Source organism: Acidovorax sp. M2(2025) (genome assembly GCF_049330835.1).
Classification (GTDB): Bacteria; Pseudomonadota; Gammaproteobacteria; order Burkholderiales; family Burkholderiaceae_C; genus Acidovorax.
In genome coordinates, this window is sequence record NZ_CP186262.1 from 593271 (window position 1) to 612727 (window position 19457).

General features: G+C 64.6%; 12 protein-coding genes and 1 tRNA gene. All 13 read left to right on the forward strand.

Features of this window, described 5'->3' with window-relative positions:
* Window positions 1–93: 93 nt before the first annotated feature.
* Window positions 94–525, forward strand: a complete 432-nt coding sequence (rplK, locus tag ACOYR3_RS02755; RefSeq protein WP_187735168.1) for a 50S ribosomal protein L11 — start codon at window positions 94–96, stop codon at window positions 523–525.
* 2 nt (window positions 526–527) lie between these two features.
* Window positions 528–1223: a 50S ribosomal protein L1 gene (gene rplA / locus ACOYR3_RS02760; protein WP_422844979.1), complete on the forward strand. Its 696-nt coding sequence runs from the start codon at window positions 528–530 to the stop codon at window positions 1221–1223.
* Between the two features lie 261 nt (window positions 1224–1484).
* Window positions 1485–1991: a 50S ribosomal protein L10 gene (gene rplJ / locus ACOYR3_RS02765; RefSeq protein ID WP_422844980.1), complete on the forward strand. Its 507-nt coding sequence runs from the start codon at window positions 1485–1487 to the stop codon at window positions 1989–1991.
* Window positions 1992–2041: 50 nt separating this feature from the next.
* The gene (gene rplL, locus ACOYR3_RS02770) at window positions 2042–2422 is read left to right on the forward strand and encodes a 50S ribosomal protein L7/L12 (protein WP_015914493.1); all 381 of its coding nucleotides are present in this window, start codon (window positions 2042–2044) and stop codon (window positions 2420–2422) included.
* 265 nt (window positions 2423–2687) lie between these two features.
* On the forward strand, window positions 2688–6800 hold the full coding sequence (gene rpoB / locus ACOYR3_RS02775; RefSeq protein ID WP_422844981.1) for a DNA-directed RNA polymerase subunit beta: 4113 nt from the start codon (window positions 2688–2690) through the stop codon (window positions 6798–6800).
* A gap of 21 nt (window positions 6801–6821) precedes the next feature.
* A complete protein-coding gene (rpoC, locus tag ACOYR3_RS02780; protein ID WP_422844982.1) occupies window positions 6822–11060 on the forward strand; it encodes a DNA-directed RNA polymerase subunit beta' in 4239 nt (1412 codons plus the stop codon).
* A gap of 224 nt (window positions 11061–11284) precedes the next feature.
* On the forward strand, window positions 11285–11920 hold the full coding sequence (locus ACOYR3_RS02785) for a LemA family protein (RefSeq protein WP_422844983.1): 636 nt from the start codon (window positions 11285–11287) through the stop codon (window positions 11918–11920).
* Between the two features lie 10 nt (window positions 11921–11930).
* A complete protein-coding gene (gene rsmB, locus ACOYR3_RS02790; RefSeq protein WP_422844984.1) occupies window positions 11931–13328 on the forward strand; it encodes a 16S rRNA (cytosine(967)-C(5))-methyltransferase RsmB in 1398 nt (465 codons plus the stop codon).
* Window positions 13329–13404: 76 nt separating this feature from the next.
* Window positions 13405–13944, forward strand: a complete 540-nt coding sequence (locus ACOYR3_RS02795) for a DUF4390 domain-containing protein (protein ID WP_422844985.1) — start codon at window positions 13405–13407, stop codon at window positions 13942–13944.
* A 119-nt stretch (window positions 13945–14063) separates the two neighbouring features.
* A complete protein-coding gene (locus ACOYR3_RS02800) occupies window positions 14064–16253 on the forward strand; it encodes an ATP-binding protein (RefSeq protein ID WP_422846513.1) in 2190 nt (729 codons plus the stop codon).
* A 42-nt stretch (window positions 16254–16295) separates the two neighbouring features.
* Window positions 16296–16979, forward strand: coding sequence for a response regulator (locus ACOYR3_RS02805; protein ID WP_422844986.1), 684 nt, complete (start codon window positions 16296–16298; stop codon window positions 16977–16979).
* Window positions 16980–17043: 64 nt separating this feature from the next.
* Window positions 17044–17119, forward strand: a tRNA-Phe gene (locus ACOYR3_RS02810).
* Between the two features lie 184 nt (window positions 17120–17303).
* Window positions 17304–18560 carry a tyrosine-type recombinase/integrase gene (locus ACOYR3_RS02815; RefSeq protein WP_422844987.1) on the forward strand — a complete coding sequence of 419 codons (1257 nt, stop codon included), beginning with the start codon at window positions 17304–17306 and terminating at the stop codon, window positions 18558–18560.
* Window positions 18561–19457 lie beyond the last annotated feature (897 nt).

The window sequence follows — 19457 nt, forward strand, 5'->3', positions numbered from 1 at the left end:
TCGGTGCGGCGATCGTCACTCAGAGCCTTAACCCCCGGGGAGCCGGCGCTGCAGGGTGCAGCGGCCGGCGTATGTACCCGCAAGGAGTAAGACATGGCGAAGAAGATCGTCGGTTTTATCAAGCTGCAAGTTCCAGCCGGTAAAGCCAACCCATCCCCACCAATCGGTCCCGCACTGGGCCAACGTGGTCTCAACATCATGGAGTTCTGCAAGGCGTTCAACGCGCAGACCCAAGGTGTGGAGCCCGGCCTGCCGCTGCCCGTGGTGATCACGGCGTTTGCGGATAAGAGCTTCACCTTCATCATCAAGACGCCTCCGGCGACCACCCTGATCAAGAAGGCCATCAAGCTGGAAAAGGGTTCGTCCAATGCGCTGAAGACCAAGGTCGGCAAGATCACCCGCGCTCAGCTGGAAGAAATCGCCAAGACCAAGCTGAAGGACATGAACGCTGCTGACGTGGACGCTGCCGTGCGCACGCTGGCTGGCTCCGCCCGTTCCATGGGCGTGACGGTGGAGGGCCTCTGATCATGGCAAAACTGACGAAGAAGCAAAAAGCCCTGCAAGGCAAGGTTGACAGCACCAAGCTGTACGCTTTCGCCGACGCTGTCGCCCTCGTGAAGGAAGCCGCAACCGCCAAGTTCGATGAATCCATCGACGTGGCTGTGCAGCTGGGCATCGATGCCAAGAAGTCGGACCAAGTGGTGCGTGGCGCCGTGGTGCTGCCCAATGGCACCGGCAAGACCACCCGCGTGGCTGTGTTCGCGCAAGGTGCCAAGGCCGAAGAAGCCAAGGCTGCCGGTGCAGACGTGGTCGGCATGGACGACCTGGCTGCCCAGGTCAAGGCCGGCGACATGCCGTTTGACGTGGTGATTGCTGCCCCCGACGCCATGCGCGTGGTGGGTACGCTGGGCCAGATCCTTGGCCCGCGCGGCCTGATGCCCAACCCCAAGGTGGGTACGGTGACGCCCGATGTGGCCACGGCAGTGAAGAACGCCAAGGCCGGTCAGGTGCAATTCCGCGTGGACAAGGCCGGTATCGTGCACAGCACCATCGGTCGCCGTTCGTTCGACAACGAAAAGCTCCAGGGCAACCTGGCCGCGCTGATCGATGCGTTGAACAAGGCCAAGCCGGCTTCCAGCAAGGGCCTGTACCTGCGCAAGGTGGCGGTTTCCTCGACGATGGGTGTGGGCGTGCGCGTGGACACCCAGACCATCTCGGCGTAATCGCATTAGCAACGAGAGAAGAAATCTTCAGGCTTCGCAAGGGGCCTGATGTGGTGGGCTGAGGGCAGGGGGGCAACCTTCGCGCTCAGGCCATCCAAGACCGTTGGTGTGCTGCAGCCTGTCTGCTGCACTTAATCCCCCGGGGCCAACGCAGATGGCGATCCCGCTGCAGATGGAATGGTTCGTTCCAAAACAGTTGGTCGCTGCAACAAGAGCGTGCTGGAGGGCGGTAGCCCGAGAGCACAATTTAAGGAGTAGACCTTGAGTCTTAATCGCAGTGAGAAAGAAGCGGTCATCAATGAAGTGACCAGCCTCGCCGCTAAAGCTCAAACGCTCGTGATCGCGGAATACCGTGGCATCACGGTGGCCGACATGACCAAACTGCGCGTTGACGCCCGCAGCAAGGGCGTGAGCCTGAGTGTTCTGAAGAACACCCTGGCCCGCCGTGCTGTGGCTGGCAGCCCGTTTGACGTGGTGGCCGACCAGATGACCGGTCCTCTGATCTATGGCTTCTCCGAAGACGCTGTGGCCGCCGCCAAGGTGGTGGCCGATTTTGCGAAGACCAACGACAAGCTGGTCATTCGCGGTGGCGCTTTCGGTGGCAAGGCCCTGGACGTGAACGGCGTGAAGCAACTGGCCAACATTCCTTCGAAGGAAGTGCTGCTGGCCCAGCTGTGTGGCTTGCTGATGTCGCCGATCTCCCGCACCGCCGTGGTGCTGGGTGCCCTGGCGGCCAAAAAAGGCGAAGGCGAACCTGCTGCTGCCTGAGGCGGTCTTGCAGACGTCCCCCCCTCTGAACCAATTGTTAGGAAATCAAAATGGCATTCGATAAAGACGCATTCTTGACCGCTCTGGACAGCATGACGGTCCTGGAACTCAATGACCTGGTGAAGGCCATTGAAGAGAAGTTTGGCGTGAGCGCAGCTGCAATGGCTGCTCCCGCTGCTGGCGGTGCTGCCGGCGGTGGCGCTGCTGCTGCCGAAGAAAAGACGGAATTCAACGTGGTGCTGGCCGACGCTGGCGCCAACAAGGTTGCCGTCATCAAGGCAGTGCGCGAAATCACCGGCCTGGGCCTGAAGGAAGCCAAGGACCTGGTGGACGGCGCTCCCAAGAACGTCAAGGAAGGCATTGCCAAGGCCGACGCCGAAGCTGCCGTCAAGAAGCTGGTGGAAGCTGGCGCCAAGGCCGAACTCAAGTAATTCGGTTTTGCGCAAGGGCTGGAGGCTCCCAAAGGGCCTCCAGCCTTTGGCGCTTTCAGAGCGCACCCGCAAGCCCGCACCCGGTGCAGGTTTGCGAGTGTCTTCTGTCCAACCCGACAGCAGAAGACGCCTTGGTTCGGGCGATGTGCAACGCATCGCCGTCCGCCATGGTTGGTAGTGGCCAACCGCCAAGCCTGCAGGTTCTCCACTGCCCTGCAGGTCAGTCGTCGAAGACCCAGGACTCATGTCTTTGCCCGGAGATCTCATGGCCTATTCCTATACCGAACGCAAGCGAATCCGCAAAAGTTTCGGCACCCGCGACAGCGTGCTCGAAGTTCCCTACCTGCTGCAGATGCAGAAGGACGCCTACACCGCTTTCCTGCAGGCCGACACCCCCCCGCAAAAACGAACCATCGAAGGCCTGCAAGCCGCTTTCGATGCCGCCTTCCCGATCGTCTCGCACAACGGTTTTGTGGAGATGAAGTTCGTCGAATACAACCTGGCCAAGCCGGCCTTCGACGTGCGCGAATGCCAGACCCGGGGCCTGACTTTCGCCTCCGCCGTGCGCGCCAAGGTGCAGCTGATCATCTACGACCGTGAGTCGTCGACCTCGCAGTCCAAGGTGGTCAAGGAAGTGAAGGAGCAGGAGGTCTACATGGGCGAGGTGCCCCTGATGACCGACAAGGGCTCGTTCATCATCAACGGCACCGAGCGCGTGATCGTGTCGCAGTTGCACCGTTCTCCCGGCGTGTTCTTCGAACACGACAAGGGCAAGACGCACAGCTCGGGCAAGCTGCTGTTCAGCGCGCGCATCATTCCCTACCGCGGCTCGTGGCTGGACTTCGAATTCGATCCGAAGGACATCCTGTACTTCCGCGTCGACCGTCGCCGCAAGATGCCGGTCACCATCCTGCTCAAGGCCATCGGCCTGAACCCCGAGTCCATCCTGGCGAACTTCTTCGTCAACGACAACTTCCGCCTGATGGACAGCGGTGCGCAGATGGAATTCGTGCCCGAACGCCTGAAGGGCGAAGTGGCCCGCTTCGACATCACCGACAAGAGCGGCAAGGTCATCGTCGCCAAGGACAAGCGCATCACCGCCCGCCACACGCGCGAGCTGGAGCAGTCCGGCACCACGCACATCAGCGTGCCCGAAGACTTCCTGATCGGCCGTGTGGTCGCGCGCAACATCGTGGACGCCGACACGGGCGAGATCATTGCCAAGGCCAATGACGAACTAACCGAAGCGCTGCTCAAGAAGCTGCGCTCGGCCGGCGTGCAAGAGCTGCAGTGCATCTACACGAACGAACTCGACCAGGGCGCGTACATCTCGCAAACCCTGCGCATCGACGAAACCGTGGACGAATTCGCTGCGCGCGTGGCCATCTACCGCATGATGCGCCCTGGCGAGCCGCCCACGGAAGACGCCGTGCAGGCCCTGTTCCAGCGCCTGTTCTACAACCCCGACACGTACGACCTGTCGCGCGTGGGCCGCATGAAGTTCAACGCCAAGATCGGCCGCGACGAATCCACTGGCCCCATGGTGCTGTCCAACGAGGACATCCTGGCCGTGGTGAAGATCCTGGTGGATCTGCGCAATGGCCGCGGCGAAGTGGACGATATCGACCACCTGGGCAACCGCCGCGTGCGTTGCGTGGGCGAACTGGCCGAGAACCAGTACCGCACCGGTCTGGCACGGATCGAGAAGGCCGTGAAGGAGCGCCTGGGCCAGGCCGAGCAAGAGCCGCTGATGCCGCACGACCTGATCAACTCCAAGCCGATTTCCGCGGCGCTCAAGGAGTTCTTCGGCGCGTCCCAGCTGTCGCAGTTCATGGACCAAACGAACCCGCTGGCCGAAATCACCCACAAGCGCCGCGTGTCGGCCCTGGGCCCGGGCGGTCTGACCCGCGAACGTGCCGGCTTCGAAGTGCGTGACGTGCACGTGACCCACTACGGCCGCGTGTGCCCTATCGAAACGCCGGAAGGCCCGAACATTGGCCTGATCAACTCGCTGGCCCTGTACGCCCGACTGAACGAGTACGGTTTCATCGAAACGCCGTACCGCCGCGTCGTGGACGGCAAGGTCACGAACGAGATCGACTACCTGTCGGCCATCGAGGAAGGCAAGTACGTGATCGCGCAGGCCAACGCCACCTTGGACAAGGATGGCCGCCTGACGGGCGAACTGGTGTCGGCCCGTGAGAAGGGTGAATCCATCCTGTGCGGCGCCGACCGCGTGCAGTACATGGACGTGTCGCCTGCCCAGATCGTTTCGGTGGCGGCGTCGCTGGTGCCCTTCCTGGAGCACGACGATGCGAACCGCGCACTGATGGGCGCCAACATGTCGCGCCAGGCCGTGCCCGTGCTGCGTCCCGAGAAGCCCCTGGTGGGCACGGGCATCGAGCGCGTGGCTGCCGTGGACTCGGGCACCGTGGTCACCGCCAAGCGCGGCGGCGTGGTGGACTATGTCGACGCCACCCGCATCGTGGTGCGCGTGAACGACGCCGAAGCCGTGGCCGGTGAAGTGGGCGTGGACATCTACAACCTCATCAAGTACCAGCGTTCCAACCAGAACACCAACATCCACCAGCGTCCCATCGTCAAGAAGGGCGACATGCTGGTCAAGGGCGATGTGGTTGCCGACGGCGCGTCGACCGACTTTGGCGAAATCGCCATTGGCCAGAACATGCTGATCGCCTTCATGCCCTGGAACGGCTACAACTTCGAAGACTCGATCCTGATCTCCGAACGCGTGGTGGCCGAAGACCGCTACACCTCGATCCACATTGAGGAACTGGTGGTGATGGCCCGCGACACGAAGCTGGGCGCCGAGGAAATCACGCGCGACATTCCGAACCTGTCGGAGCAGCAGCTGAACCGCCTGGACGAGTCCGGCATCATCTACGTGGGTGCCGAAGTGCAGCCCGGCGACACACTGGTCGGCAAGGTCACGCCCAAGGGCGAAACCACCCTCACGCCTGAAGAAAAGCTGTTGCGCGCCATCTTCGGCGAGAAGGCTTCGGACGTGAAGGATACTTCGCTGCGCGTGGATCAGGGTTCGTCCGGCACCGTGATCGACGTGCAGGTGTTCACCCGCGAAGGCATCCAGCGCGACAAGCGCGCCCAGCAAATCATCGACGATGAACTCAAGCGCTTCCGCCTGGACTTGAACGACCAGCTGCGCATCGTGGAGGCCGACGCGTTCGACCGTATCGAGAAACTGCTGGTCGGCAAGACCGCCAACGGTGGCCCGCAGAAGCTGGCCAAGGGCACGAAGATCGACAAGGCGTACCTCGACGGCGTGGAGAAGTTCCACTGGTTCGACATCCGTCCCGCCGACGAGGCCGTGGCCGCGCAGCTCGAATCCATGAAGAATGCGATGGAGCAGACGCGCCACAGCTTCGACCTGGCTTTCGAAGAAAAGCGCAAGAAGCTCACGCAAGGCGATGAGCTGCCGGCAGGCGTGCTGAAGATGGTCAAGGTCTACCTGGCCGTCAAGCGCCGCCTGCAGCCTGGCGACAAGATGGCCGGCCGCCACGGCAACAAGGGTGTGGTGTCCAAGATCGTTCCGGTCGAAGACATGCCCTACATGGCCGACGGCACCCCTGCCGACATCGTGCTGAACCCGCTGGGCGTGCCCTCGCGGATGAACATCGGTCAGGTGCTGGAAGTCCACCTGGGCTGGGCCGGCAAGGGTATTGGCCAGCGCATCGGCAACATGCTGCAGGAGCAGGCCAAGGCCTCGGAACTGCGCACGTTCCTGGAAGAGGTCTACAACTCGCGTGGCCGCAAGGAAGACCTGTCGCAGCTCAGCGATGACGAACTGATGGCCATGGCCGAGAACCTGACCAACGGCGTGCCGTATGCCACCCCCGTGTTCGATGGTGCTTCGGAAGAAGAAATCAAGGACATGCTCAAGATCGCCTACCCGGACGACATCAAGGAGCGCAAGGGCCTGACCGATTCGCGCACCCAGGCGTACCTATACGACGGCCGCACGGGCGAGCGCTTTGAGCGCCCGACGACGATCGGCTACATGCACTACCTGAAGCTGCACCACTTGGTGGACGACAAGATGCACGCCCGCTCGACCGGCCCGTACTCGCTCGTCACGCAGCAGCCGCTGGGCGGCAAGGCCCAGTTCGGCGGCCAGCGTTTCGGGGAAATGGAAGTGTGGGCGCTGGAAGCGTACGGCGCCGCCTACGTGCTGCAGGAAATGCTGACGGTGAAGTCCGACGACGTGGTGGGCCGTACCAAGGTGTACGAATCCATCGTCAAGGGCGAACACGCCATCGAAGCCGGCATGCCGGAATCGTTCAACGTGCTGGTCAAGGAAATCCGTTCGCTGGGCCTGGACATCGAGCTGGAACGCTCCTAAGCAGAAAAGGAAAGAGTCACTATGAAATCGCTACTCGACCTGTTCAAGCAATTCACGCCGGACGAGCATTTCGATGCCATCCGCATCGGCATGGCTTCGCCCGAGAAGATCCGTTCGTGGTCTTTCGGCGAAGTGAAGAAGCCCGAAACCATCAACTACCGCACGTTCAAGCCCGAGCGTGACGGCCTGTTCTGCGCCAAGATTTTTGGTCCCATCAAGGACTACGAATGCCTGTGCGGCAAGTACAAGCGCCTGAAGCACCGCGGCGTGATCTGCGAGAAGTGCGGCGTTGAGGTCACACAGACCAAGGTGCGCCGCGAACGCATGGGCCACATCGACCTGGCCGCGCCTTGTGCCCACATCTGGTTCCTGAAGTCCCTGCCTTCGCGCCTGGGCCTGGTGCTGGACATGACGCTGCGCGACATCGAGCGCGTGCTGTACTTTGAAGCCTACGTGGTGACCGACCCCGGCATGACCCCGCTGAAGAAGTTCAGCATCATGTCCGAGGACGACTACGACGCCAAGCGCAAGGAATACGGCGACGAGTTCGTCGCCAAGATGGGTGCGGAAGGTATCAAGGATCTGCTGGAATCCATCGACATCGACCTGTCGATCGAGAAGCTGCGCGGCGACCTGACCGGCTCCGAAGTCAAGGTCAAGAAGAACGCCAAGCGCCTGAAGGTGCTGGAAGCGTTCAAGAAGTCGGGCATCAAGCCCGAGTGGATGGTGCTGGACGTGCTGCCCGTGCTGCCCCCGGACCTGCGTCCGCTGGTGCCGCTGGACGGCGGCCGCTTTGCCACGTCCGACCTGAACGACCTGTACCGCCGCGTCATCAACCGCAACTCGCGACTGCGCCGCCTGCTGGAACTGAAGGCGCCGGAAATCATCGCCCGCAACGAAAAGCGGATGCTGCAAGAGGCCGTGGACAGCCTGCTGGACAACGGCCGCCGTGGCAAGGCCATGACGGGCGCCAACAAGCGCGCGCTGAAGTCCTTGGCCGACATGATCAAGGGCAAGTCCGGCCGTTTCCGCCAGAACTTGCTGGGCAAGCGCGTGGACTACTCCGGTCGTTCCGTGATTACCGTGGGCCCGACGCTCAAGCTGCACCAGTGCGGCCTGCCCAAGCTGATGGCGCTGGAGCTGTTCAAGCCGTTCATCTTCTCGCGCCTCGAAGCCATGGGCATCGCGACGACGATCAAGGCCGCCAAGAAGGAAGTGGAATCCGGCACCCCCGTGGTGTGGGACATCCTGGAAGAGGTCATCAAGGAACACCCCGTGATGCTCAACCGTGCGCCTACGCTGCACCGTTTGGGTATCCAGGCCTTTGAGCCCATCCTGATCGAAGGCAAGGCCATCCAGCTGCACCCCCTCGTTTGCGCGGCCTTCAACGCCGACTTCGACGGTGACCAGATGGCTGTGCACGTGCCGCTGTCGGTAGAAGCGCAGATGGAAGCCCGCACGCTGATGCTGGCCTCCAACAACGTGCTGTTCCCCGCCTCGGGCGAACCCTCCATCGTGCCTTCGCAGGACGTGGTGCTGGGCTTGTACTACGCCACCCGCGACCGCATCAACGGCAAGGGCGAAGGCCTGGTGTTCGCTGACACCGGTGAAGTGCAGCGCGCGCTGGACGCTGGCCAGGTCGAACTGGCTGCCAAGATCACGGTGCGCATGACCGAGTGGACCAAGGACAAGGCCACGGGCGAGTTCGTGCCCTCGACCTCGCTGGTGGAAACCACCGTGGGCCGTGCGCTGCTGTCCGAGATCCTGCCCAAGGGCCTGCCGTTCTCCAACATGAACAAGGCGCTCAAGAAGAAGGAAATCTCGCGCCTGATCAACGTGTCCTTCCGCAAGTGCGGCCTGAAGGAAACCGTGGTGTTCGCCGACAAGCTGCTGCAAAACGGCTTCCGTCTGGCCACGCGCGCCGGTATCTCCATCGCCATCGACGACATGCTGGTGCCACCCCAGAAGGCCGGCATCATCGAGCGCTCCGAGAAGGAAGTGAAGGAGATCGAGCAGCAGTACGTGTCCGGTCTGGTTACGGCCGGCGAGCGCTACAACAAGGTGGTGGACATCTGGGGCAAGGCCGGCGACGAAGTGTCCAAGGTGATGATGGCCCAGCTGTCCAAGCAGAAGGTGGTGGACCGCCACGGCAAGGAAGTGGACCAGGAGTCCTTCAACTCCATCTACATGATGGCCGACTCCGGTGCCCGCGGCTCTGCCGCCCAGATCCGCCAGGTGGCCGGTATGCGGGGGCTGATGGCCAAGCCCGACGGCTCGATCATCGAGACGCCTATTACCGCGAACTTCCGCGAAGGTCTGAACGTGCTGGAGTACTTCATCTCCACCCACGGTGCCCGTAAGGGTCTGGCCGACACGGCGCTGAAGACTGCGAACTCCGGCTACCTCACCCGCCGTCTGGTGGACGTGACGCAGGATCTGGTCGTGACCGAAGACGACTGCGGCACCGCCAATGGTTCGCTGATGCGCGCCATTGTGGAAGGCGGTGAAGTGATCGAATCGCTGCGCGAGCGTATCCTGGGCCGCACGGCTGCCGAAGACATCCTGCACCCCGAAAACCGCTCGGTGCTGGTGCCTGCCGGCACCATGCTGGAAGAAGACCTCATCGAAGAGATCGAGGCGGTGGGAGTGGACGAGGTGAAGGTGCGCACGGCGCTGACCTGCGAAACCCGCTACGGCCTGTGCTCCAAGTGCTATGGCCGCGACCTGGGCCGCGGCGGCCTGATCAACCTCGGCGAAGCCGTGGGTGTGATTGCCGCCCAGTCCATCGGCGAACCCGGCACGCAGCTGACCATGCGGACTTTCCACATCGGTGGTGCGGCTTCGCGCGCGGCCATCGCGTCGAGCGTGGAGGCCAAGTCCAACGGCGTGATCGGCTTCAACGCCACGATGCGCTACGTGAGCAACACCAAGGGCGAACTGGTGGTGATTGCGCGTTCGGGTGAGATCATCATCCACGACGAGCACGGCCGCGAGCGTGAGCGTCACAAGGTGCCTTACGGTGCGACGCTGACGGTGAAGGCCGACCAGACCATCAAGGCCGGCACGATTCTGGCCAACTGGGATCCGCTGACGCGACCGATCATTACCGAGTTCGCTGGCCAGACCAAGTTCGAAAACGTCGAAGAAGGTCTCACCGTTGCCAAGCAGGTCGACGAAGTGACCGGTCTGTCCACGCTGGTGGTGATCGACCCCAAGCGCCGCGGCGCTGCCAAGGTGGTCCGTCCGCAGGTGAAGCTGATCGACGCGCAAGGCCAGGAAGTGAAGATCCCCGGCACCGACCACTCGGTGACCATCGGCTTCCAGGTGGGCGCGCTGATCCAGGTGCGCGACGGCCAGGACGTGGGCCCCGGCGAAGTGCTGGCCCGTATCCCCGTGGAAGGCCAGAAGACCCGCGACATTACCGGCGGTCTGCCACGCGTGGCCGAGCTGTTCGAAGCCCGCACACCCAAGGACAAGGGCACGCTGGCCGAGATGACCGGCACGATCTCGTTCGGCAAGGAGACCAAGGGCAAGATTCGCCTGCAGATCACCGATCCGGACGGCAAGGTCTGGGAAGAGCTCATCCCCAAGGAAAAGAACATCCTGGTGCACGAAGGCCAGGTGGTCAACAAGGGCGAGCTGATCGTGGACGGCCCGGCCGATCCGCAGGACATCCTGCGCCTGCTGGGCATCGAGGAACTGTCGCGCTACATCGTGGACGAAGTGCAGGACGTGTACCGCTTGCAGGGCGTGAAGATCAACGACAAGCACATCGAGGTGATCGTTCGCCAGATGCTGCGCCGCGTCGTGGTCGAGAACCCTGGCGAGTCGAGCTACATCGCTGGCGAACAGGTGGAGCGTTCGGAGATCCTCAACACCAACGAGCAGCTCCAGGCCGAAGGCAAGATCCCCGCGACCTACAGCAACCTGCTGCTGGGGATCACCAAGGCTTCGCTGTCGACCGATTCGTTCATCTCGGCTGCTTCCTTCCAGGAAACGACCCGCGTGCTCACCGAGGCTGCCATCATGGGCAAGCGCGACGAGCTGCGTGGCCTGAAGGAAAACGTCATTGTGGGTCGCCTGATCCCTGCCGGTACCGGCCTGGCCTACCACCAGGCACGCAAGGCCAAGGACGCCATGGACGACGCCGAGCGCCGCGCCATTGCTGAAGCCGAAGCCGCCGAGATGGCTGCCCAGGCCGACGCAACGGAAGACGAAGGCAGCGCCGCTTCCGCAGCGACCGACGCGGCTGCCGACTGAGCAAGGCGCCGCTGAGCCTGTCCACGCCGGTGCGTGGGCAGGTGCCACCAGCGTCCCTTGCAGTACCGGCCGCGTCCTCAAAAGCTCCCGCCCTGTCGTGACAGGCCGGGAGCTTTTTTGCAGGGTCCGCCGGGACCGGTCGCCGCTGCTTCCCCCTATCCTTTTTTTCTTTGTCTTTCTTCTTGGGGCCGTCGCGCGCACTGCAGCGCCCATGGCAACAACGCATGTGGTCCTCGCCTCTTTTCTGGATAGCTTTCTCTTTGGCCATGTTCTGGGCACTGGGTGCCTACAACCGCCTGATGCGCCTGCGCTCCGCCGTAGTGCAGACCTTCGGCAGTTTTGATGCCCATATGGTGCGCTGGCTGGCACTGCTGGGAGAGTTCGCAGCGGCGCAGGAGGTCCGGGTGCCTGCTACGCCAGCCGCCAGCGTCCCCGAAATGGCCGCGCTGCGAGGTGCTGCCACGCAGCTGAGCGCGTCGCTGGCCATGGCGCGGGCGCGGCCGCTGCAGCCGGAGGCCGTGGCCGCTCTGATCGCCGCCCGTGACGTGCTCCTGGCCTGCTGGCACAAGGGGATGCAAGCCCTCGCTGCGCACCAGGCTGAGGAAGAAGGCGAAGACGCCCAAAAGATCGAAAAGGCCGGAAAAGCGGCCGAAGACGCCGGGTCTGCCTGCGAAGGTGCGCAGCCGCCCGTGCAACGGCTGGAGCAGTGGCGTGCGCGGTGGGACGACCATGCGCAGCAGGCCGACCAGGCGGCGCGCGTGTTCAACGGCGCGGTGGTGCAGTACAACGCCGCGATCGCCCAGTTTCCCGCCAGCCTGCTGGCGCGCGTGTTCGGTTTCAAGGCCGCCCGCAGCCTGTAACCCCTTTGCCATGACTACAACCACACCTCCTGCCCCGCCGGAACGCCGGGCCAAAAGCACCGGGGCTGCTGCAGCGCCCGAGCCTCTGTGGCGGCAACTGCAGGCCGTGGCGGGCGCACTGCAGGCCATCCGCGGCGGGCAGTCGGGCACGGCCGCGCTGGCGGCTGTGGACGCAGGGCTGCGGCCGGGCGTTCAGGCCCTGCTGTTCCGGGTTTTGCGCCATACCGGCCGTGCACAGGCACTGCGCCGCCAGATGGTGGCGCGCACGCCGCCGCCGGCGGCCGATGCGCTGCTGTGCTGCGCGCTGGCGCTGTGCTGGAACCCCGAGGACGCACCCTACGAGGCGTTCACGCTCGTCAACCAGACCGTCGAGGCGGCCAAACGGAGCCCGGCCGTTCGCGCACAGGCCTCGTTCCTGAACGCCTGCCTGCGTCGCTTTCTGCGCGAACGGGAGGCGCTGGTGGCCGCCACGGAGGCCGATCCGGTCGCCCGCTGGAATCACCCGCGGTGGTGGATCGAGCGGCTGCGCAAGGACTACCCCCAGGCCTGGCAACAGATTCTGCAGGCCAACAACGACCACGCACCCATGACCTTGCGGGTCAATGTGCAAAAAACCACTCTAGCCCTTTACCAGCAAGCGCTAGCTGCTATCAACATTGATTCTTCTCCCGTGGGCGAGGCCGGCCTGGTGCTACGGCATCCCGTGCCCGTCACGGAGCTGCCGGGGTTCGAGGCCGGCTGGGTGTCGGTGCAGGACGCAGCGGCCCAGCTGGCGGCGCCCTTGCTGCTGGAAGGGCTGGACCTCACGCAGCCGCTGCGCGTGCTCGATGCCTGCGCAGCCCCGGGCGGGAAAACCGCCCACCTGCTGGAGCGGGCGGGCGCCGGCGCTGCGCTGCAGGTCACCGCGCTGGAGATTGATCCGGCCCGCAGTGCCCGCATCCACGACAACCTGCGGCGCCTGGGCGTGGCGGCCCAGGTGGTGGTGGCCGACGCCGGCCAGCCGCAGCAGTGGTGGCCACAGCACTGTGGGGGCGCGCTGTTCGACGCCGTGCTGCTGGACGCCCCGTGCTCGGCCTCCGGCATCGTGCGGCGCCACCCCGACGTGCGCTGGCTGCGCCGTGAGAGCGATATCGCCCAGCTGGCGGGCGTGCAAGCCCGGCTTCTGGCGGCGCTCTGGCCCCTGGTGCGCCCGGGCGGGCGCCTGCTGTATTGCACTTGTTCGGTGTTCCGGGCCGAAGGCGAGGCTCAGGTGCAAACGTTTGTTGCGCACAACACCGACGCGCAATTGCTGCCATCGCCCGGCCATTTAATTCCCGGCAACCGGGACAAGGGCGGGCCGGTCCCGGACAATCGGCCGGGTGATCACGACGGGTTTTTTTACGCACTGTTGCAAAAATCGCCGCAATAGCGGGTGGGTGGCCCGCTGGCTGCTGGCCTGTGTGCTCTTGTGGGGGGCGGCAGGCGCCGGGGGGGGGCCGCCTGCCGTGGCGGCTTCCACCGCCGCGGCCGAGGTGGCCGAGTTGCAGCTGGAGCATGCCGCGGACGGCCTGTACCTCAGCACCGCGCTGCAATTCGCGCTGCCCGAGCTGGCCGAGGACGCGCTGTACAAGGGCATTCCCATCTTCTTCGTGGCGGAAGCCCAGGTGCTGCGGGATCGCTGGTACTGGTCAGACCGCCAGGTGGCCGAAACCACCCGCTACCTGCGCCTGAGCTACCAGCCGCTGACCCGCCGGTGGCGCCTGAACGTGTCACCCGTGCCCATCACCAACAGCGGTCTGGGCGTGGTGCTGGGCCAGAATTTCGAGGACTACAGCGACGCGCTGTCCGCCGTGCAGCGCATTTCGCGCTGGAAGATTGCGGACAGTGACGCGATCGAACCCGATGCGGCCCACACCGTGAATTTCCGCTTCCGGCTGGACATGTCCCAGCTTCCGCGGCCCCTGCAGATCGGGGCTGTGGGGCGGTCGGGGTGGAACCTGCTGGTTTCGCGCAGCCAGCGTCTCGCCGCGGAGGCCGCCAAGTGAGCCGCCCCAACAGCGCCTCCAGTGCTTCCAGCGCTGCTGCCCCGGCTGCCGCGCCGAGCCCTGCGGGGGCACCCCAGTCCCGCGCCGTGCGCTGGGCCGTTGGCGTGGGGGCGGCCGTCATGTCCGCCATCGGCCTCGTGCTGATGTTTTTGCTGACGCTGGCCACCAACAACCGTGCGCTGTACGAGCGCAATTACGCCTGGCTCTTCGGCGTCAATGTGCTGGTGGCGGTGCTGCTGCTGGCGGTGCTGGCGTGGGTGGCCGTGCGCCTGGGCATGCGGCTGCGCCGGGGGCGCTTTGGCAGCCGGCTGCTCGTCAAGCTGGCCGCCATCTTCGCGCTGGTGGGCCTGATGCCCGGGCTGCTGATCTATGTGGTGTCCTACCAGTTCGTCACCCGCTCCATCGAGAGCTGGTTCGACGTGAAGGTGGAGGGAGCCCTGTCTGCGGGCGTCAACCTGGCCCGCGTGTCGCTGGACTCCCTGGCGGCCGACATGGCGGCCAAGACGCGCAATGCCAGCGCCCAGGTGGCCCAGGTGCCCGACGCCGCCGCGGGGCTGGTGCTGGAACGCATCCGCGACCAGCTGGGCGCGAGCGATGTCGTCCTGTGGAGCGCTGCCGGCCAGGCCGTGGCCAGCGCGGGGCAGTCACGCTACAGCCTGAACCCCGAGCGCCCCGGTGCGTCCCTGTTGCGCACGGTGCGGGAGCAGCGCGCTGCCGCGCAGATCGAGGGGCTGGACGATGTATCCGATCCGGCCGCCGCCCAGAACGCGCGCGTCAAGGTCATTGCGCTGGTCACCAGTTCCAGCTTTGGCTTGCTGGCGGAGCCGCGCTACCTGCAGGCCACACTGCCGTTGCCGCCCGCGCTGGTGGCCAACGCCGTTGCCGTGCAGGAGGCCAACCGGGAATACCAGGAGCGGGCTCTGGCGCGCGGCGGGCTGCGGCGCATGTACGTCGGCACGCTCACGCTCAGCCTCTTCCTGGCGGTGTTCGGGGCGGTGCTGCTGGCGGTGCTGCTGGGCAACCAGCTGGCGCGGCCCCTGCTGGTCCTGGCCGAAGGGGTGCGCGAAGTGGCCGCTGGCAACCTCAGCCCCAAGGCCGTGCTGCAAGGCAAGGACGAACTCGGCGGGCTCACCCGCTCGTTCGCGCTGATGACCCAGCAGCTGGCCGATGCCCGGCATGCCGTGGAGCAAAGCATGGGCGAGGTGGATGCTGCCCGCGCCAATCTGCAGACCATCCTGGACAACCTGACGGCCGGCGTCATCGTGCTGGACGCGCAGGGCGTGGTCCGCTCCTCCAACCCCGGCGCCACCCGCATCCTGCGCGCGCCGATGGCCGCCTACGAGGGACGCTCGCTGGCCGACGTCCCCGGCCTGGCCGAGTTTGCCGCGTCGGTGCAGGCGCACTTCGATGCCTTTTTAGGGGACCACGAGCGCCACGGGCTGGACCACTGGCAGCAACCCTTTGAGCTGCACGCATCGGCTGGGGGGGCCGGCCAGCACGCCACCAGCCTCGTCGCCCGCGGGGCAGAGCTGCCCGGAGCCGATAGACTGTTGGTTTTTGACGACATTTCAGAAATTGTTTCAGCCCAGCGCGCGCAGGCCTGGGGCGAGGTCGCGCGGCGCCTGGCCCACGAAATCAAGAACCCGCTGACGCCCATCCAGCTGTCCGCCGAGCGGCTGGAACTCAAGCTGTCGGGCAAGCTTCCCGCGCCCGAGCAGGCCATCCTGGCCAAGTCCGTCAAGACCATCGTGGACCAGGTGGACGCGATGAAACGCCTCGTCAACGAGTTCCGCGACTACGCGCGCCTGCCCGCCGCCGAACTGCATCCGCTGGACCTCAACGCCCTGGTGGCGGACGTGCTCCACCTGTACGGCGAAGAAAACGCCACCGTGCGCGTGGAGGCCGAGCTGGACCCGCGCTGCCCTCGTATCGCGGGCGATGCCCAGCAGCTGCGCCAAGTGGTGCACAACCTGCTGCAGAACGCGCAGGATGCCACCGAGCAGGCGCGCGCCGCGGGCTCCGAGCCCCCACCGCCGGTGCGCATCAGCACCCGCTGGAGCGAGTCGTCGCGGCGTGTCCGGCTCGTGGTGGCGGACAGCGGCGCGGGCTTCCCCGCACACATCCTGCAGCGCGCATTCGAGCCCTATGTCACCACCAAGCCCCGGGGCACCGGCCTCGGCCTGGCCGTCGTCAAAAAGATCGCCGATGAGCATGGAGCGCGCATCGACCTGTCCAACCGCACCGAAGATGGCGTGGTGCGCGGGGCCCAAGTCTCGTTATCATTCGCCCCTGAACCCGCGGTGGCGTGATAACAACACCGCCTCGCAGTATCCGAAGGCGCTTCAATACCCATGGCAAACATTCTGGTGGTCGACGACGAGCTCGGCATTCGTGACCTGTTGTCGGAAATCCTGAACGACGAAGGTCACAGCGTGGACCTGGCGGAGAACGCGACCCAGGCACGCACCGCGCGGGCCGGCAATACCTATGACCTGGTCTTGCTCGACATCTGGATGCCCGACACCGACGGGGTGTCCCTGCTCAAGGAATGGGCGACGGCCGGCGTGCTCACCATGCCGGTGATCATGATGAGCGGCCACGCCACCATCGACACGGCCGTGGAGGCCACGCGGATCGGCGCCTTCTCGTTCCTGGAAAAGCCCATCACCCTGCAAAAGCTGCTCAAGGCCGTGGAGCAAGGCCTGGCCCGCAACGCAGCCCACCAGGCGGCCCCCGCGCCAGCCGCGGCGCCCCCAGCCCATGCACCGGCCGAACCGGGCTTCTCCCACCTGCCCGCGGCGCCTTCCGCCGTCGCCAGCGTGGAGCCCGGCCCCCATGCCCACCAGGGCTTCGATCTGGACCGCCCCCTGCGCGAAGCGCGCGATGGGTTTGAGAAAGCCTATTTCGAGTTCCACCTGGCCCGCGAAGGTGGCTCCATGACCCGCGTGGCAGAGAAGACCGGGCTGGAGCGCACGCACCTGTACCGCAAGCTGCGCCAGCTGGGCGTGGACCTGGGCCGGGGCAAGCGCGGCTGACCGGCCAACAAATTCTCTAGCTTTTGCGGAAAGCGCCTTTTTTCTGGTTATAATTTGAGGCTCAGGCCCGGTAGCTCAGTCGGTAGAGCAGAGGATTGAAAATCCTTGTGTCGGTGGTTCGATTCCGCCCCAGGCCACCAATCACCTATCCGCAGACGTCCACAGGCGTCCAGCAGATGACAAAATCCCTAAGCAAATCAAGCGCTTAGGGATTTTTTTTGTCCATACGCGTCCACGGCTGTCCATGCCAAGCCAGCACCTTCTGGGGGCAACTTTGGGGGCAACTGCTAAATTTGGGTCAGCTGCCCCCAAAAGTTGCCCCCAATGCCTCTGACAGACACCGCAATTCGCCGCGTTATTCCCGGCCCCAAAACCCAGAAATTGACCGATGGCCAGGGCATGTACCTGGAAGTTGCCCCCAGCGGCGGGAAGTGGTGGCGCCTGAAGTACCGGATTGCGGGTGTCGAGAAGCGCCTGTCGCTGGGCACCTACCCCGACACATCGCTGAAAGCCGCCCGCGACAAGCGGGACGAAGCCCGCGCCCTGATCGCCCAGGGCATAGACCCCAGCGACGTGCGCAAGGCGTCCAAGGTGCAGACCCAGGCCGACGAAGCCGACGCGGCGCGCGAGGCTGCAGGGCTGCCCCCGCCTGACAGCTTCGAGCAAATCGCCCGGGAGTGGTACGAAACCCGCAAAGAGGACTGGTCCGCGTCGTATGGCCAGAAGATCATGCGTCGGCTGGAGGTCGATGTTTTCCCGTGGCTGGGCGCCAAGCCCATCACCTCCATCACCCCGCCGATGGTCCTGGCAGTGCTGCGCCGCGTGGAAGGGCGGGGAGTGGTTGAAACGGCCCATCGGGCGCTGGAGAACTGCGGGCAGGTGTTCCGGTACGCCGTGGCCACGGGGCGCATCGTCAGCGACCCGGCCCGCGACCTGAAAGACGCGCTCCGTCGGCCGATGGTGAAGCACTTCCCGGCCATCACCTCGCCAGAGCGCCTGGGCACGCTGCTGCGTGCCATTTACTCCTACCGTGGCACTCCCGTGGTGAACGCCGCGCTCAAGCTGCTGCCGATGCTGCTGCTGCGCCCTGGGGAGCTGCGGCAAGGTGAATGGCCTGAAATCAATCTGGCGGCCGCAACCTGGGCAGTGCCTGCAGCCCGGATGAAGCGCGAGAAAGCCGGGAAGCTGTACGGCAAACCGCATCTGGTGCCCCTGGCGCGGCAGGCCGTGGCCATCCTGGAAGAACTGCAGCCCATCACCGGCAACGGCGTGATGGTGTTCCGTGGCGAGCGCACCCACTCGCGCCCCATGAGCGACGCGGCCATCAATGCCGCCTTGCGCGCCCTGGGGTTCAGTGCCGACGAGGTGACCGGCCATGGCTTCCGGGCGACCGCACGCACCATGCTGGTAGAGCGCCTGGGCGTGGCTGAGTCAGTGGTGGAAGCGCAGCTCGCCCATTCGGTGAAAGACAGTCTGGGCCGGGCCTACAACCGCACCGAGTTCATCGCGGAGCGCGTGGCCATGATGCAGCTCTGGGCCGACTACCTCGACCAACTACGCGCCGAGGTGCCAGCGCACTGACTGGACAGCCGGGGGGAGGGCGAGCCAAGCCGCAGGCAGGGCGGAGCGGGTTCGACCCTTGGCGCGCTGTCGAGACCCCGCCGCGCCCGCTCGCTTCGTGCGTTGATTTCGCCGGGGGTGCCGCCTGGGTGCATCGCCAAGCCTGACGAGGGCTTGCGGGGCGCTGCAGGGCCGCTTTCACTGTCGGGAATCGACGGACTATTGAGGCCGTGGGCCGGGTGGCGCCGGAGCCTGTGACGTAACGGGAAGAACCTTTCTTCAAACTAGAAATACTTGGAATCAACTACCTACAAACACACCAATGAAGACCAGTTTGTAGGCTTTGTAGGTAGTTCTTTTCGGGTATCTCAAATTTGAATTGATATGGGTTCCAGTGGGGTGCAGTCCGGCGACTTGGGCAAAACGCTTGCTCGCGCTTCGACGGTCGGTAAACCCTTCAAAGCCTACAAACCCCACCAAGCGGCGACCATCCGGAAGGTTTTGCAGATGGCATCTCCCGGTGTATGGAATTTGATTTGTTGCTGGTTCCTGCAGGGTGCAGGCCGGTGCCTTGGGCAAAACACTTGCTCGCGCTTCGACGGTCGGTAAACCCTTCAAAGCCTACAAACCCCACCAAGGAGCGCGGCCTGAGACCTCGAAGAAGACGGCGCTGCACCTAAAACTTGACCCTGCATGGAGACCTCTGCAGCATGCCGGTCTGCGGATTGGTCAAAACCTGGGCTTACGCTGCGAGGGCGGGCAAACCCTTCTAAGCCTACAAACTCCACTGGCGCAGAGTGGCGTTGGCTTTGCAAACTTTAGAGAATCAGTGCTGTGTTTTCGAGAGTAGATGGATACCATCGGTTGCATAAAATGCCACCTAGCACTGTTTATTTTCAACTATTTCGACAGGAATTT